Origin of the sequence: Paenibacillus dendrobii (assembly GCF_009807035.1) — a bacterium.
In the GTDB taxonomy this organism is placed as follows: Bacteria; Bacillota; Bacilli; order Paenibacillales; family Paenibacillaceae; genus Paenibacillus_AQ; species Paenibacillus_AQ dendrobii.
The window spans coordinates 970,929-987,546 of the sequence record NZ_WUBI01000001.1 but is presented as its reverse complement, the minus strand read 5'-3'; the positions used below and the strand labels follow the sequence as shown (position 1 = coordinate 987,546).

Sequence of the window (16,618 nt, the reverse complement as noted above, 5' to 3'; positions counted from 1 at the left end):
CTTGGGAAAAGGATATCGGTGTAACTTCTATCAGAGCATCATATTTTTAATATACCATTTCTATCTAAACTTTTATAAAAGCGAAATTCGGAGTATAATGGCTCGTTGTGCCTATGCTTATTTGAAGTTGTCTATGAACGTGAGTAAAATATTAATGATAGTGTAAGTCACTTCGAAGGTCTGTTAGACATCGGAATCATAGAGGTAAGGAGGATGGGGCTTTAATGAACAAGCGATTCACCCCTAAAAACGGACCTATATTCCTATTCAGCTTTATCCTGCTCTTGAAAAGCGCGGTAGCGTGGTTCGTCGTATTTGACGAAGGACTCAACTGGAGCATGGTGTTCACTGAAATTCCGTTTTTTATTATCGTGTTTAGTTTAATTGAGTGGTTCGCCACGAAACGAAAGATCCTATATTATATGATCGCGAATCTATGTATCACGTTAATCTATTTTGCCGTCCTCATGTATTACAAATACTATGGCGTCATTGCCACCTACCATGCCTTGCAGCAAGTGGACAAAGTTACAAAGGTAGGAGAGAGCACCTATTCGCTCATTACACCTTATTATCTGTTTATTTTTGTGGATATCGTGTTTTTCCTTTTCTTCATGTTCCGTCCAAAATACATTGCCAGATGGAAGGAAAGAGGCTCTAAACGAATGAACCGGATGGTTCTGATCGTCATTTCCGCTATCTCGTTCGGACTGTGTATTTTTAACATCTGGCCGAACCACGCTAGCATGAGTGAGATCAAAAAAGCTGAGAGCATGGGCATTCTTAACTACGAGGTGTATACCTTATTTGCGGATACGACGGAGAAGGAAGAGATCATTCCATCCGATGAGATTTCGCAGCAAAAGATTGATGATCTGAAGGGCATGGTAACGCCGGAATCACCGAAATATTGGGGCGTTGATCAAGGCAAAAATCTGATCGTGGTACAAATGGAATCCTTCCAAAACTTTTTGATCGGACTTACCCTTGATGGCCAGGAGATCACGCCAAATCTGAACAGGCTGGTAAAAGAGAATACGTATTTCAGCAATTTTTACACCAACGCAGGTCAAGGAACGACCTCGGATGCCGAGTTTGCCGTGAATACCTCATTTTACGTGCCTAAAAATGAACCTGCGACTTCATCGGATTATATGAAAAAAGCACTCCCGAGCCTGCCGAAATTACTAAGCGGGAATGGCTATAACACGGCAACTTTCCATACAAACAGTGTTGATTTCTGGAACCGGACGGATCTTTATAAAGCCATTGGATTCGACAAATATTACGACCAGTCCTTTTATGGCGATGATGACCATATTGCTTTTGGATCTTCGGATGAAGTATTGTTCGCCAAAACCGTACCGGAACTAACCAAAATCGATGCCGAGAAGAAACCGTTTTATGCCATGGTCATTTCCATGAGCGCGCATCATCCATTCCGTATACCGGAAGAGAAGTACAAAATGAAGCTTCCCGAGGCTTACGAAGGAACATTGCTTGGGGACTATATCCGTGCACAGAATTATGCGGATTATGCGATGGGTCAATTTTTGGATGGACTGAAGACTAGCGGAATATGGGATGATAGCCTGGTTGTCTTTTATGGAGATCACCAAGGCGTGCCGATGTATACCCTCGGAAGCAAAGAACGGAACTTGATGGAAGAGCTCATTGGGCATGAGTATGGCTACGCAGACATGTTCAACATTCCGTTCATTGTCCATTCGCCGAGCGGCGAACTTCCTGCCAACATCGAACGGACTGGCGGTCAGGTTGATATTTTACCCACGGTCGCGAACCTGCTTGGAGTTTCGGTCACGCAGCAGCTGCATTTTGGCGAGGATCTTCTGAATCAAGAGACGAATCTGATCCCGCTCAGACACTTTTTGCCGACAGGCTCATTCATAAACGACACAAGCATCTATGTGACAGGTAAAGCATATGCGGATGGAACCAACTACAGCTTAAACGACAATTCCATGACGAAGGATGGATCGACCGAAGCGCAATTTACGTCAGCCCAGCGGTTGCTAAACATATCGAACAGCTATATATTGCAGCTGCCGGATCAACCCTAATCTTGAACTATGAAGCATCGCGTGAAGCAAATACATGAATAAGCAAAAACGACAAACCTTGAAAAGACTATTTTCAGGCTTGTCGTTTTTATTTTTCCTAAGGAAGGATGAGGCAGGTTCTGGAATGCTTGGATGGAAATCATATGCTTTCGATCGCAGCTTACAAACCTGTAAGGTTAGCGTAAGCAACTTGAATAGGATGACAGATCATTTCCCTATATAATGTGAGAATAGCATTCGAGATACACTCAAAAAAATGATAGTGAAGGAATAAGGGAGGAACGGTTGTGGAAGAAAAACAAAATAATTTTCTAACCATTTTAATCATATTGTTGATTGTTTATTTGCTGTACATGGCGTTCGGAAGAGTGATGGATGGAGCTGTGCATGCGGGTGAGCATTGGTTTGGTTTTATTAGAAATGCATTTTCCCGGATACTAAACTAATCCCAGCAGAAATTTCGATCGAAGGAGCTTGTATGGACGCAAAGCAGCGTAAGTGGATCATGATAGCAACGCTTCTTTATAGTGTGTTGATATTATATTTTATGTTTCTAGGCTTTGGTAGAATCGGTGCATCGCATGATGTAGACAACTATACATTCATTACTATTCCAGATGAATTTTTAAAGTTTCCCAAGATGTATGATTTTCGGCATTTAACGCTCATGGATTGGGTCGGCTTGGGAAATCTAGCCGCATTCATGCCATTCGGCATCATGATTCCGTTATTGTACGGTACTCGGTTCTTCAAGTTCATTAGTATATTCTTCTTGTCCATTCTTGTGCTGGAGACGCTTCAAATGCTGACTTACTTAGGCAGCTTCGATATTAACGATGCAATTCAGAATTCCATTGGCGCTGCTGCAGGTTTCGCTGCCTATAAAATCGGCTTTCGATCAAATAAGATATTCAAAAACCTTATGACTACAGGTGCATCCGCCGTTATTCTCGCGGTCGGTGTTTTGGGGTTGTCGGAGATGGCAGATAAAGCCTTTTTCAACAAAATTGAAAGTCCTGCACAGGGATTGAATGAAATGGAAGAAAGAAACGGCAATACGTCTGTGGGTACAGAGCTGCATGATTTTACCATTGGCGGCGAAAAGGTTGTGCCCCATATAAACGTTTATACTAGTCAGGGTAAAGATTTCGAAAAATACACTTATGCATTGGGGAATAAAGAAACGATGATTTCCGGTTATTACGGTACTAAGAATCCTAAGGATCCGAAAGCCGGGGCAACCCTATCTTGGGATGGAAATGAAATTTCTCTCTCCGAAGTATGTCGTCCTATGGATAATGAAGATAATCAACCTTGCTCCTTTGAATTTCCACTGAACAGGGTCAAAGAGCTTACAATAACGATTGAACCGGATGCAATGCTATGGGATGTAACGGTTAAGAGAATGAAATACTGGTGGAATTAGTGCTTCGTTCGAAGGAAGACAACTCGTTGAATTCCCGGTCTGACCCGGTATAATGGTCCGGCAAAGAAAAAAAATGTTTACCTCGGCGCGTTTTTTTTATATTATAGTCAGTAATATCAAATGCGACGAAGAGAAGAGTAAATAAATGAATTCTTTTACAGAGAGCTCCGCCAGCTGAAAAGGAGTAAGGAATTGTTTATTGAACAAAGCCTCAGAGCAGCACCTCGGAACCTTTTTAATCAAGGGGATGTCGTGCCAGGAGCTCCTGTTACAGAGCTAGAGTATAAATTCATGACATGGTCATGACGTACTCGAAGAGGCGAATATGGCGACATATTGGCGAATCTGGGGTGGTACCACGAGCATACAATCTCGTCCCTAAGACTACGGTCTTGGGGGTGGGATTTTTTATTGTGTCTTTAGGAAAAATGCTGCATACATGTAAGATGGGAACACGAAGCCGGATGGAATGATTATTTAGACGAAAATCACTGCATACCGAATCCATGATAACGGATGATTGGTATTGCGATGAACATAATGCCATATTGAAAGGATTTGAAGATCATGTCAGAAAAACTTAAAGTGGGTATTGTCGGAGGAACCGGCATGGTAGGTCAACGTTTTGTTCAATTGCTCGATGAGCATCCCTGGTTCGAAGTAACATCCATTGCAGCCAGCAGCAGCTCGGCAGGCAAAACCTATGAAGAATCCGTACAGAACAGATGGAAGATGGCCGGTCCCATCCCTGAAAAAGTAAAAAACATCATCGTTCAGGACGCTTCGAAAGTCGAAGAGGTTGCCGCCGATGTCGATTTCATTTTCTGCGCGGTTGATATGAAAAAGAACGAAATTCAAGCGTTGGAAGAGGCGTATGCCAAAACGGGAACGCCCGTGATTTCCAATAATTCGGCTCATCGGTGGACGCCGGACGTTCCAATGGTTATTCCGGAGATTAATCCAGGGCATTTGGAAGTGATTGAAGCGCAGAGAAAACGTCTGGGCACGGAGACCGGATTCATCGCGGTTAAACCGAATTGCTCCATTCAGAGCTATGTTCCGGCACTCCATGCTTTGCTTGATTTCAAACCTACGCAAGTGGTTGCATCGACCTACCAGGCGATATCCGGAGCAGGCAAGAACTTTACCGATTGGCCGGATATGCTGGATAATGTCATCCCGTATATCGGCGGAGAGGAAGAGAAAAGCGAGCAGGAGCCGCTTCGTATTTGGGGCAATGTAGTGGATGGCGAGATCGTGAAAGCAAGCTCCCCGCTCATCACGACGCAGTGTATTCGTGTTCCGGTTACGGATGGACATTTGGCGACTGTATTCGTATCGTTCGAGAACAAACCTTCCAAAGAAGAAATTCTTGCTCGCTGGAGCCAGTTCCAAGGCCGTCCACAGGAATTGGGATTGCCGAGCGCGCCGAAGCAGTTCATCACGTATTTTGAAGAAGAGAACAGACCGCAGACCAAACTGGACCGTGACATCGAGCACGGCATGGGCGTATCGGTGGGAAGACTGCGCGAAGATTCCATCTACGATTTCAAATTCGTAGGCCTATCTCATAATACGCTGCGCGGCGCTGCCGGCGGTGCTGTTCTGATCGCTGAATTGCTCAAGGCTGAGGGATATATTCAAGCCAAATAAGAACCCATGCGAGTCTTTAAAGAACGGACGGATGTCGCAATATTCCTGAACAGGGGTATTGCGGCATTTTTTAATCAAATCTGTACGGGGAGGTAGAAAGATGAATCATGTTTTCCTAACAAAGCCCACGTTGAACCTCAAGAACGAATATTTCGATTTTTATACGGAATGGAAAGAAAGCGGAGAAGATATGGTTCCGTGGGTCATTAGCAGAGATCCTCAAGATTTTGAGGCGATGTTAGACTGGCTTGATAATCATGCTAGAGGGATAGATTTACCGGAAGGCTGGGTTCCTGATTCAACGTTCTGGTTGGTCTCCGCAGATCAAAAAGTAATCGGTGCGGTTAATATCAGGCATGAATTGAACGATTTCTTGATGAATGAAGGCGGGCATATCGGTTATGGAATTCGTCCTTCTGAAAGAAGGAAAGGATATGCAACACAGTTGCTGGCATTATCTCTGGCAGAAGCTAAAACGTTAGGTATCGATAAAGTACTGGTCGTATGCGACGAAATCAATGTCGGCTCGGAAAGAACCATCATCAATAATGGCGGAGTACCTGATCAGGATTATGTTGAAGAGAACGGAAATGTTATCAAGAGATATTGGATCGACATTCATGGATAGGAGCATTGACCATGTATCGTAAATTAAGTTCAACCGAGTTGGACTCCCTTTTATGCACGATCAATCGGGACCAGCATTTTTTGTATTATTCATACCTGACTTGCCGCAGGCCGAATACCGCTCATTACGGGCAATTTACGGAGAGCGGAGAGCTCTTCGGAGTCTTGGCTTATCTCAGGGGTCTTCCGTTCCATGCATTTTCGGTGTATTCCCTTCATGAGTCGTTTGATCTGCAGTCAATGATGGCGTTCATGAAGGAGGAGCTTCAGTTGCCTGATGGCGCCGTGGGCAGCTTTATTCTGAACGAAGAAGAAATGGACGTTTTCTCTCGCCAGATCGAGATCTCTGGCTCTCCCAAAAAACTGCTTCTCATGAAGCATGTCCATCAGGAAGCGCTGCCGTCAAGGGACGAAAGGGTTATTCGATTGCAGCCGTCTTCCTATGGGCTAATTGAGACCAAGATGGCAGAACTGCAGACCATGGCTTTTACCAAAGAAGAATTGAATCATCCTTTTTATGGCGTGATGAATCATGATGAACTCATAGCCGTGGGAGGATACCACATCTTTAGTGAAAATTACGTCGAGCTCGGAAATATCGGAACAGATGCAGCTTGGAGAAGAAATGGGTATGGAAAGTCGGTTTGTACGGAGCTGACACGATCGGGCAGAGAGGTTACGCCACATGTATACTTGAATGTCCTGGAGGGAAATGTCGGGGCGATCCAGCTCTATCAATCAATTGGATACGAACCCATTTGCACCCAATACATAGTAGAATTTGTGATAGGGAGCGGACCGCGAGAATATCAAATTTGATTATAGCAGCCATTAGGCTGCTATTTTTATTTTCAACATAGGGCTTGCAATTATTGTGAGAAGTGTAAGATTATAAGAACATCTGTCCTTTTAATAGTACGACAAACCAGAGAAATGCAATATACGGGGGATACGGGAATGGCAAAGATATTGGTAGTCGAAGATGAAAAGCCGATTAGCGATTTGATTACGATGAATTTAAAGCTTGTGGGGCATCAGTTTTTTAAAGCTTTCAGCGGGGCTGAGATGGGGCCTATTTTGGATCGGGAGAAGATTGATCTGATATTGTTGGACGTGATGCTGCCTGATTTGAATGGTTTTGAAGTCATGAAACGTTATCGGCACCTCAATGTTCCGGTGATTTTTATTACTGCCAAGGATTCATTAGTGGACCGTATTACGGGGTTTGAACTTGGCGCGGATGATTATATCATTAAACCATTTGAAATTTTGGAGCTGCTGGCGCGCATTAATGTGGTTTTGCGCCGAAACGCCCGGGAACATGACGGATTTATAGCCGGAGACGTGGATGTCCATTTGGCTGCCAGGAAGATCTACAAGAGTGGACAACCAGTGGAACTGACTGCAAGAGAGTTTGAGCTGCTGGAGGTTTTGATTCAGAACAGAAATATTGCATTATCCAGGGAAAAGCTGCTCGAACTGGCTTGGGGATATGAATTCGAAGGAGATACCCGTACCGTGGACGTACATATCAGTCAGCTGCGCAAAAAACTAGGATGGGAAGAACAAATAAAAACCATTTACAAGCTTGGTTACCGTCTGGAAGCGGAGGGGTGAGCCATGAGATTTTGGCAGAAAACGCTGTTGGTTATGCTGTTCTTATTCATTCTGACCCTGGATATTAGCGTCATTATGATTATGAACAAAAGCTGGAAGCTAAACATGGAGAGAGAGATGCAGCGTGCTTCCAGTGAGCAGGCATTAATTGCCAACAATATTTACGAAAATTTGAATTCCGTCAAATCACGGGGAATCTCCATTAACGATAACGTATTGTTTGATGTTGCGCACTCTTACGCGGATTATTATCGGCAGCAGGGGATCACGTTACAACTGTGGGATCAGGGGCACTTGGTGTATTCTGACGATTCCGCTGCACAGGACATTACCGGAATACGAAACGAGAAGACAGAAGAACAAACGGTACGAGAAGCGGTCATATCCAATGAGCTACCGTCCCCGTACAATCATCTGTTGTTGACATACCGCCGGGATATCGGAGAGCTGTATGCCAAAAAGGCGGAATTAAATCGTTATTTTGTTTACATCAATTTTATCGCGAGTCCGATTCTGGTTATTTTGCTCTTTGTCTTGATCCGGCAGTTAACGAAACCGCTTAGGCAATTGTCCAATACGACGAAAAATATCGCAGAAGGAAATTATGGCGAGCGGGTGACATTAAAGAACAACGATGAATTTGGGGAAGTGGCGCAAAACTTCAATCGAATGGCCGAAGCCGTGCAGCTTCATGTAACCGAGCTTTCTGCTATGGCTGAGGAAAAGCAAAGAATCGTCGATAACCTGGCACATGAATTGCGAACCCCCCTGACAAGCATGCAGGGCTTTGCCCAATATTTGAATTCCGCCAACATTGGCGAGGAAGAACGAATGACGGCCAGTGGATATATCTGGAGCGAAACACTGCGCTTGAAGAACTTGGTCTTTAAGCTATTGGATCTATCCATTCTTAGTCATCAGTCCGTGGAACGAACAAGAGTATCGGTTAGTGAATTGTTCGAATCCGTTCGGCAGACGGAGCAGAAGAATTTGGAACTGGCCGGTATCGGTCTTGTTCTTCATTCCGAAATTGACAGTGTATGGGGAGATCAGGATCTCCTGGGTTCTTTTCTCGTGAATTGTATTGAAAATGCAATTCATGCCTCGTCCGAAGGTTCCGAAATTAGACTGAGTGCATATGAACAGAATTCCGCAGTAATTCTGGAAGTGCGCGACTTTGGGAGAGGGATGTCACCGAAGCATGTGAAGCAGGTATTTGAGCCATTCTACCGAGTGGATAACGCCCGTTCAAGGGAGCATGGGGGTGCTGGTCTGGGGCTATCCTTATGCCGTCAAATCGCGGAGGCGCATCAAGCGGAGCTGTCCCTCGAATCCGAGGAGCATATCGGAACCAGCGTCAAAATGATTTTACAACTTCATAACAATGCGCTTCTTACTCTATAACATGATTCAGTTAAGGTATACACATGGAGCCAAGCCTACTTGAATATGGAGGTTGTCAATCATGAACAAAAAGAAACTATCCAAGACTCTCGCGGTAGTCGCCATTTCCGGCGGTCTGATAGCCGTCAGTGCGGTTGTCGTTCCGCTTATTACGTCCACGACATTTGATCACAAAGTACCTGAAACGTATTCGGCGTCTAGCCGGCAAGAGGTGCCTGCCATTGCTTTAACGAACACCAACGTGCCGGTATTGAAGGTAGAAGCGGACATTCCGGTATCCACAGTGGAGGAATATTTAAGAGAAACCATGACGGACGAAGAAATACAACAAATCTATCGCTATGTTGACGGCAACAAGACCGGAAAGAATAATAGTACCCGTAAAATGACCGATCAGGAAACCAAACGGCTGGAAGTTTTGAAGGCACAATATATTTATGAAGGTATTCGTCCTCAAAAGCCATTGCCCCTTAAAGCCGGAGCCTATAGTTTCTATTTCGACTTAAGTAAAGTAATCTTTGTTTATCCCAAGCGTCCCCTGACAGATGAGGAATTGTTGCAGTATATTGATTGGCATGCCCGAGTGAATTTTGCTTTAGGTCAACGAGTAGAAAAATCTCAGCCCGATACGAAAGATATAAGCGAGACAGATGCGTTGGCAAAGGCACATGACAGTGTAACCCGTTTGTTTGATGTCGATCTCTCTAAACTGAAAGTAACCACATCCTATCATAAATTCGGCCCTGGGCAAATTGGAGAATGGTATGTTCATTTTCAGCCTTACAATGCGGAGTCACTGCAAGCAAGCGGAGAAACTTACTTCATGTATGATGTATTCATAGATTCTTTGACCGGGAATGTGGTCGATACCACTCTTTTTAAGAGTACGTATAAAAGGACGCCCATCACGGCAGCTATGAAAGAGCAGATCAAACAGGATCACAGCTGGATCGATGCAGCTAAAACCATACTAAGAGAGAAACAGGGAGAGACTCGCGAAATAACAAATGTGTCTTACATTGAGGATGTCAAATATGATCAGCGCGGTCTCGTACCCGTATCCGTCAACATGAAAGACGGTAGCTCCTACATAGCGGAATTGCGGTATCCTGAAAAAACATTGCGATGCCTTATATACGAACCGGCAAAACAGGCTATGCAATAACATATCAATGATCACAGAAGGTTGATCTCGTCAGATCGTCGGAGGACATCTGTTGAAGATCAACCTTTTAAATTCTTAACAAATGACATGGAGGTCATAATATATCCATACAGGCAAACTCGTCGACTCTATTATGATAGATATGAAATGAATGGAGAAGGAGCGTGAATGTTTGTGAAAACGGCGTTTAACCATCCGAAGATTGATTATGCGGAGCTTGTATCGCGGGCTGATTTGCACTATGAGCATACCGTAAAACGAAGCGAAGGCGGATTGCCGCTGGGCAACGGTAAAATGGGCAGCTTGCTGTGGACATCTCCATCTGCCCTGAAATTTCAGGTGAACCGCGTCGACGTGTATGCAAACGACTGTAATACGAACAGTTTCAATCAACGACACTCCGATTACGCTTATGCGAGCGGGTTCGTTGACATCGACTTTGTCGATTATGGCGAGGACGTTTTTCATGATCATGGCATCAAGCAGCATTTACATCTTTTTGACGGGTTGGCCAAGATCGCTGGCGAAGGAGTGCAAGCTGAGGTCTTCGCTTCAGCCCATCAGGACGTATTCGGAGTCCGTGTGCAGGATGAGAGAGTAGATCCTCAAGGAATTAACATTAAACTCAAAATGATGAGACCGGCAGAGGTCGTAACCAAAAATCATTCGGCGATCTCGGCTTTAAGTATGCGGGACGGCATGATTGTCTTAAAGCAAGAATTCAGGGAGGGTGGCTATTACTGCAGCTCTGCCGTTGCCATCGGAATAAACGGACGCGCAGCCAAGGCCAGGATGAACGATGAGCTCGGTGGACGAATGCCAGTAGGGAGCTTCAGGGAAAGCCAAGTCATCGGACAGCCGAATGAAACTGAAATGCGTTTGTGCGTTAAACCGGGTCTTGGAATATTCGATATTTTTATTGGCAGCGCGGCCAGCTTTGATGAACACGAGGACGTTGTAGAAACAGCCATCCGCACCGTACAGCAAGCAATTACGGCAGGGTATGATAGGCTGTTTCAGGAGCATAAGACTTGGTGGAACCGGTTTTGGGAGAAATCATATATACGTTTAAGCAGCGAAGACAACAGCGCTGAAACGGTAGAGCAGCATTACACTTACTATTTGTATCTGATGGCGTCAAACTCCAGGGGCGGGCAATTTCCGCCAAACTTCGGAGGAATGCTGCTAAGCCCGAGGGGAGATCTCAGACATTGGGGAGCCATGCATTGGTGGAATAATATGAACCTGTATTATAACGCTGTGCTTCCGTCAGGACATAACGAGCTATTTCAGCCTTATTTTAACATGTATTCGTCCATGCTAGACTCCTGTGCTACAGCTGCCAAGCAGCAGTGGGATAGCGATGGCATTTACATTCCTGAGGTTGTGACATTCAACGGGATGGAGGAGTTGCCTGAGGCCATCGCGGCTGAAATGCGAGATTTGTATTTGGTACGCAAGCCATGGGATCAAATGACCGACCGTTTCCGCGAATTTGCTTATTCGAAGCGCCCGCATGAGAGCAGATGGAACTGGAAATATCACGAGAAATACGTAGATGGCAAGTTAGTCTATGTAGAGCGTGACTATGGCGCATTTGGCTTCACCACCCATATGTTTGCATCACAAGTCGGGATTGCATATCATTTCTGGATGTACTTTGAGTATACCAAGGATGAAGCTTGGCTCCGGGAGCGGGCTTATCCGATGATTAAGGGAGTTGCCGAGTTTTTCAGACATTTTCCGAACCTGAGAAAGGGAGCAGACGGCAGCTATCACATTTACAATACGACGAGTGACGAGAAATATTACGGCGGCCAAAATACGATGGATTCCATGGCAGGAATGCATACGATTTTCCCGGTGGCGCTAAAGGCTTCGGAAATACTGAGCGTAGATGAGGATCTAAGTGCAGCATGGAAAGAGATCTACGAACATCTGGCTCCACTGCCGCGAAGCGATCATCCTGATGCTGTTTTGAGAACGCAAGAAAATGAACCCGCCGTGTGGGTGGGCTCACTCGGGCCTGTGTTGGATAACAAGAGCGGCATCAGCTTGAAACCGGGCGCATTCGGCAACCTTAGTTCGCTGGAAACGCAATATGAAAATCCCGAAATGTATGAAACGACACTGGCAACAATGAAGTACCAGGAAGCTCTGCTTGATCATGACTGGAGCCGTGGGGCATCCGAAATGTCGAGCACAGCCCGCGTCCTTGCACATATGGGCTTGGCCGAACCGTTCAAAGAGTTTGTTTTGGCTCAATTGGCATGCGTTAACGCAGAGCGTGAATATTGTTATTTTGCGGATACCGGACGCGTGAAATTTTACGATAACAGGCTTACCGTTCGAGAAGGCGTCAACTGCATCAGTATACAGCGATTAGGCAATGCTGCCTCTGCGCTTCAGGCGGCGCTTTGCCAAAGTCAGCCTCCGGGTCCAGGCAAGGAATCGGTCATTCGTTTGTTCCCTGCATGTCCGGCAGACTGGAATGCGGAAATGTCCCTATGGTGCCATGGAGGATTTATCGTTGCATCAGCCATTCAATCAGGCATCATTCCCTATGTTAAGATCACGTCTACGCTAGGCGGAATGTGCAGAGTCAGAAATCCATGGGGGGAAGCAGATGTTTTTTTGCAAAACGCAGAGGGGGAGAAAAAGGTAATGAAAGGCTCTTTGCTGGAATTCAACACGCTGAAAGGCGAAGAGTTCGAGTTATGCAGATTCAGTTAAGAATGCTTTTTTAACAGATAAGTTTATGTTTTTATTGAAAGTTTTACTTCATCATGCTTATAATAGATCGATAAAATTAGAAAAAGGTGTCTATCGATGAGCATATTAAATGTTGAAGGATTAAGTCATGGTTTTGGAGATCGCGCCATCTTTAAGGATGTTTCGTTTAGACTTCTAAAAGGCGAACACATCGGATTAATCGGTGCGAACGGTGAAGGTAAATCTACGTTCATGAACATCGTCACGAACAAGCTGCAGCCGGATGAAGGCAAGGTTGAATGGTCCAAGCGGGTACGGGTGGGTTACCTGGATCAGCATGCTGTATTGACCAAAGGCATGACCATTCAAGATGTGCTTCGGGGTGCGTTTCAATACTTGTTCGACCTCGAGCAAGAAATGAATGACATGTACAACAAGATGGGTGAAGTAACGCCGGAAGAGCTGGATAAGCTGCTGGAAGAAGTCGGAACCATTCAAGATACGCTGACCAGCCAGGATTTTTATATGATTGATGCGAAGGTGCAGGAGACGGCACGCGGGCTTGGCATTACCGACATTGGTCTGGATCGCGACGTCAACGACCTTAGCGGCGGGCAGCGCACGAAAATTTTGCTGGCTAAGCTTCTGCTGGAAAAACCGGATATTCTGCTCTTGGACGAGCCTACCAACTACTTGGATGAACAGCATATCGAATGGCTTAAACGTTATCTGCAGGAGTATGAAAATGCATTTATCCTGATCTCGCACGATATTCCGTTCCTGAATAGCGTCATCAATCTGATTTATCATATGGAAAATCAAAAGCTGACCCGTTATGTCGGCGACTACGATCAGTTCCAACAAGTCTACGAAATGAGAAAACAACAGCTTGAATCGGCTTATAACCGTCAGCAGCAAGAAATCGCAGACCTGAAGGATTTTGTTGCCCGTAACAAAGCGAGTGTAGCTACCCGGAATATGGCGATGTCCAGACAGAAGAAACTCGATAAAATGGAAGTTATTGAGCTTTCGAGAGAAAAACCGAAACCGCAATTTAACTTCAAGGATGCTAAAGCGTCCGGCAAAGTGATTTTTGAGGCTAAAGGATTGGTCATCGGTTATGACAGTCCGCTATCCAGACCGCTTGACCTTCAAATGGAACGCGGACAAAAAGTGGCGCTTGTGGGTGCGAACGGCATCGGGAAAACGACGCTGCTGCGCAGCATTTTAGGCGAGATCCCTGCGTTATCCGGTTCCGTTGAGCTGGGTTACAACCAGGAGATTGGATACTTCGAGCAAGAAATGAAAGAGGGCAATTACAACACGTGTATCGAGGAAATATGGGAAACATTCCCATCCTTGAGCCAGTTTGAAGTTCGGGCAGCGCTTGCGAAATGCGGACTCACCACCAAGCATATCGAGAGCAAAATCGCGGTGCTGAGCGGCGGGGAAAAAGCCAAGGTCCGTCTCTGCAAACTCATTAACAGGGAAACCAATCTGCTTGTACTTGACGAGCCCACGAACCATTTGGACGTCGATGCGAAAGACGAACTGAAACGTGCGCTAAAAGCGTACAAAGGCAGCATTCTGATGATCTCTCACGAACCCGAGTTTTATAACGATATCGCTACAGATATTTGGAATTGCGAATCTTGGACGACAAAAGTATTTTAAGTCTTACACTTCACCTGATCCATAAGTTTCATGAAATAATCAGAAAAAGTCGCAGTAATGCGACTTTTTTTGTGTTTGTATCACATGGAGTGATCAAGAAAGGAAGATGCATATGACGAACGACGATCTTAACGGTATTTTACAAGGCTACGGCATTCATCAACCCGTGATTACATTTCTGAGGCATAACGAGAATAGAACCTATAAGGTGGATGATGCTAACGGCAGTTCTTATGTCCTGCGCATTCATCAACCTCTCAAAGATAGCATGGCAGGCCTCCAGCATACGTATGAGGGTCTTCTGGGTGAACTTCAGATGCTGGAGGAACTATCCCGATGCAGCAGCTTCAAGGTCCAAAAACCTCTTCGCACTCACGAGGGCAAGTTCATCATGGTAATTGATTACGAAGGAGAATCTCTGAATTGCTCGATGCTTACGTGGCTGGAAGGAAGAGACTTACATAAGGATGATGTTGCCAACCCTGAATTGGTCAAAAAGCTGGGTCTCCAACTCGCAGAGCTTCATGCCTTTTTCAAGAACTATTCGCAAGACGGCCTAGAGAAACGTCCTAGCCAGGGAATCGCATATAACCAACATATGAACTCAGTCATCAAGGGAGGAGTTGACAAAGGGTTATTCACTTCTTCTGATGTATCCATCATAGAAAATACGATTAAGCTGATTAATTCCAGACTTGAGGAGAACGGGAACACAGCAGATTCATGGGGGCTCATTCACGGAGACTTGGGTCTTGGAAACATCATTATAACTTCCGATCAGGAGACTTCTTTTATTGATTTCGGGTTTTTCGGATCAGGGTATTACTTGTTGGACGTGGCTATGGGGGCAATGATGATTCCCGCGGAATATAGGCGAATGTTCCTTGAGGGATATTATGGATCCTCTGTGATAGAAGAAGACGATATCGTTATATTGGAAGGGTTTATGTTGGTTGCGATTATCGGATATTATGTCTTTCAGATGGAGAATGAATCGGTTTATGCATGGATGAAAGAGCGAATGCCGCTGCTCTGTGCTAATTATTGCAGTCCTTTTCTAGCCGAAGAACGAATTTTTTATAAAATCTGAGCAGGTATATTCATCTTAATCTTAACATCGCCAATGCAGATAACAGCACTTCAATTCGGGTTGTGGCCTTGCGAAACATAATTGTACTTGAACAATAAAGTTAGAGGGGCACTTCATTTTATGAGGAGGACAAAACTGTTTCTCTAGACCCACACAAAACCAGTAAGGTATTATAAATAAGCTGTTTATTAATTTCAAGGCAGGTATAGCGAAGAATGTATAAAAAAAAGACAGAGCTTGCGGTGTGGATTAGTCTGATCAGCAATTTGGCATTAACGGGTTTGAAAATAATTGTCGGGTTTATTTTCAAGAGCCAAGTCCTCATTGCTGACGGTGTTCATAATGCTGGTGATGTGGTAGCTACCTTTGCTGCACTGACGTCAACAAGAATATCGAAAAAACCGGCAGATGACGATCACCCGTATGGTCATGGAAAAGCGGAGGTCATCGCTTCAGACGTCGTTGCCATCATCTTGGCTTTAGCCGCTGTGCTCATGGTAGTAAAGTCCATAGAAGCTCTGTTTCAGCCTGCTGCGGAAGCGAGCATTATCGCGCTGGTAGCAGCTTTGATTTCTCTAATATGGAAACAATGGTTATACGTATATTGCATGCGGATTGGAAGACATGAAAATAGTAAAAGCTTAATCGCAACGGCATATGATCATATTGCTGACGTTTATGCTTCCATCGCAGCTGTTGCCGGTATCGGCGTTGCTCTGATCGGTGATTATTTCGATATCCCTTTGACTAAGTACGGTGATCCGCTTGCGGGCATTATCGTATCCTATTTTGTAGGTAGACTCGCTTACAAAATGGCGCGGGAATCTGTAGATATCCTTATGGAAAAAAATATCTCCGAGGCTGAACTTGATCAATTAAAAGAGATTGTTGCTGCCGTGCCCGATGTCAAAAGAATTGATAGAATACGGGCGAGGGAACTGGGAAATTACATCATGGTGGATGTTAGAGTGAGCATTCCCAACGAATTAACGGTACAACAAGGGCATGATGTCAGCAAGGAGATTAAGAATTCGATCATAGGCCGAATTGACTTTGTTCAAGAGGTGTTGGTCCACATTAATCCATGGTATCCCGAGGACAAAGTGCAGGATCATGATCGGATCAAGGTGAAATCGTAAATTCGCAATAAAAAGCCTGATTTTTCAGGC

General features: G+C 44.9%; 13 protein-coding genes and 1 other annotated feature. All 13 genes read left to right on the top strand.

Translation table 11 applies throughout. The features are described from left to right. Positions 1-224: 224 nt before the first annotated feature. Positions 225-2,081, top strand: coding sequence for an LTA synthase family protein (locus GRF59_RS04190; RefSeq protein ID WP_160496389.1), 1,857 nt, complete (start codon positions 225-227; stop codon positions 2,079-2,081). Positions 2,082-2,368: 287 nt separating this feature from the next. Continuing rightward, positions 2,369-2,527 (top strand): hypothetical protein, encoded by a 159-nt coding sequence (locus tag GRF59_RS04185; protein ID WP_160496388.1) that lies wholly within the window; start codon positions 2,369-2,371, stop codon positions 2,525-2,527. A gap of 32 nt (positions 2,528-2,559) precedes the next feature. Continuing rightward, positions 2,560-3,507, top strand: a complete 948-nt coding sequence (locus tag GRF59_RS04180) for a VanZ family protein (protein ID WP_160496387.1) — start codon at positions 2,560-2,562, stop codon at positions 3,505-3,507. A gap of 116 nt (positions 3,508-3,623) precedes the next feature. Beyond that, positions 3,624-3,890, top strand: a binding site (T-box leader). 184 nt (positions 3,891-4,074) lie between these two features. Beyond that, the gene (asd, locus tag GRF59_RS04175) at positions 4,075-5,160 is read left to right on the top strand and encodes an aspartate-semialdehyde dehydrogenase (protein WP_160496386.1); all 1,086 of its coding nucleotides are present in this window, start codon (positions 4,075-4,077) and stop codon (positions 5,158-5,160) included. A 100-nt stretch (positions 5,161-5,260) separates the two neighbouring features. Beyond that, positions 5,261-5,788 (top strand): GNAT family N-acetyltransferase, encoded by a 528-nt coding sequence (locus GRF59_RS04170; RefSeq protein ID WP_160496385.1) that lies wholly within the window; start codon positions 5,261-5,263, stop codon positions 5,786-5,788. An 11-nt stretch (positions 5,789-5,799) separates the two neighbouring features. Further along, the gene (locus tag GRF59_RS04165; protein WP_160496384.1) at positions 5,800-6,606 is read left to right on the top strand and encodes a GNAT family N-acetyltransferase; all 807 of its coding nucleotides are present in this window, start codon (positions 5,800-5,802) and stop codon (positions 6,604-6,606) included. Between the two features lie 138 nt (positions 6,607-6,744). Continuing rightward, entirely contained in the window at positions 6,745-7,404 is a 660-nt protein-coding gene (locus GRF59_RS04160) for a response regulator transcription factor (protein WP_160496383.1), read from the top strand. Positions 7,405-7,407: 3 nt separating this feature from the next. Then, on the top strand, positions 7,408-8,808 hold the full coding sequence (locus GRF59_RS04155; RefSeq protein ID WP_160496382.1) for a sensor histidine kinase: 1,401 nt from the start codon (positions 7,408-7,410) through the stop codon (positions 8,806-8,808). Positions 8,809-8,869: 61 nt separating this feature from the next. Further along, the gene (locus GRF59_RS04150; protein WP_160496381.1) at positions 8,870-9,973 is read left to right on the top strand and encodes a hypothetical protein; all 1,104 of its coding nucleotides are present in this window, start codon (positions 8,870-8,872) and stop codon (positions 9,971-9,973) included. Positions 9,974-10,141: 168 nt separating this feature from the next. Then, positions 10,142-12,706, top strand: coding sequence for a glycosyl hydrolase family 95 catalytic domain-containing protein (locus tag GRF59_RS04145; RefSeq protein WP_160496380.1), 2,565 nt, complete (start codon positions 10,142-10,144; stop codon positions 12,704-12,706). A gap of 96 nt (positions 12,707-12,802) precedes the next feature. After that, complete coding sequence (locus GRF59_RS04140) at positions 12,803-14,359, top strand: ABC-F family ATP-binding cassette domain-containing protein (RefSeq protein ID WP_160496379.1); 1,557 nt, start codon at positions 12,803-12,805, stop codon at positions 14,357-14,359. Between the two features lie 112 nt (positions 14,360-14,471). Beyond that, the gene (locus GRF59_RS04135) at positions 14,472-15,449 is read left to right on the top strand and encodes a phosphotransferase enzyme family protein (protein WP_160496378.1); all 978 of its coding nucleotides are present in this window, start codon (positions 14,472-14,474) and stop codon (positions 15,447-15,449) included. Between the two features lie 215 nt (positions 15,450-15,664). Further along, the gene (locus GRF59_RS04130; RefSeq protein ID WP_160496377.1) at positions 15,665-16,588 is read left to right on the top strand and encodes a cation diffusion facilitator family transporter; all 924 of its coding nucleotides are present in this window, start codon (positions 15,665-15,667) and stop codon (positions 16,586-16,588) included. Positions 16,589-16,618: the final 30 nt, after the last annotated feature.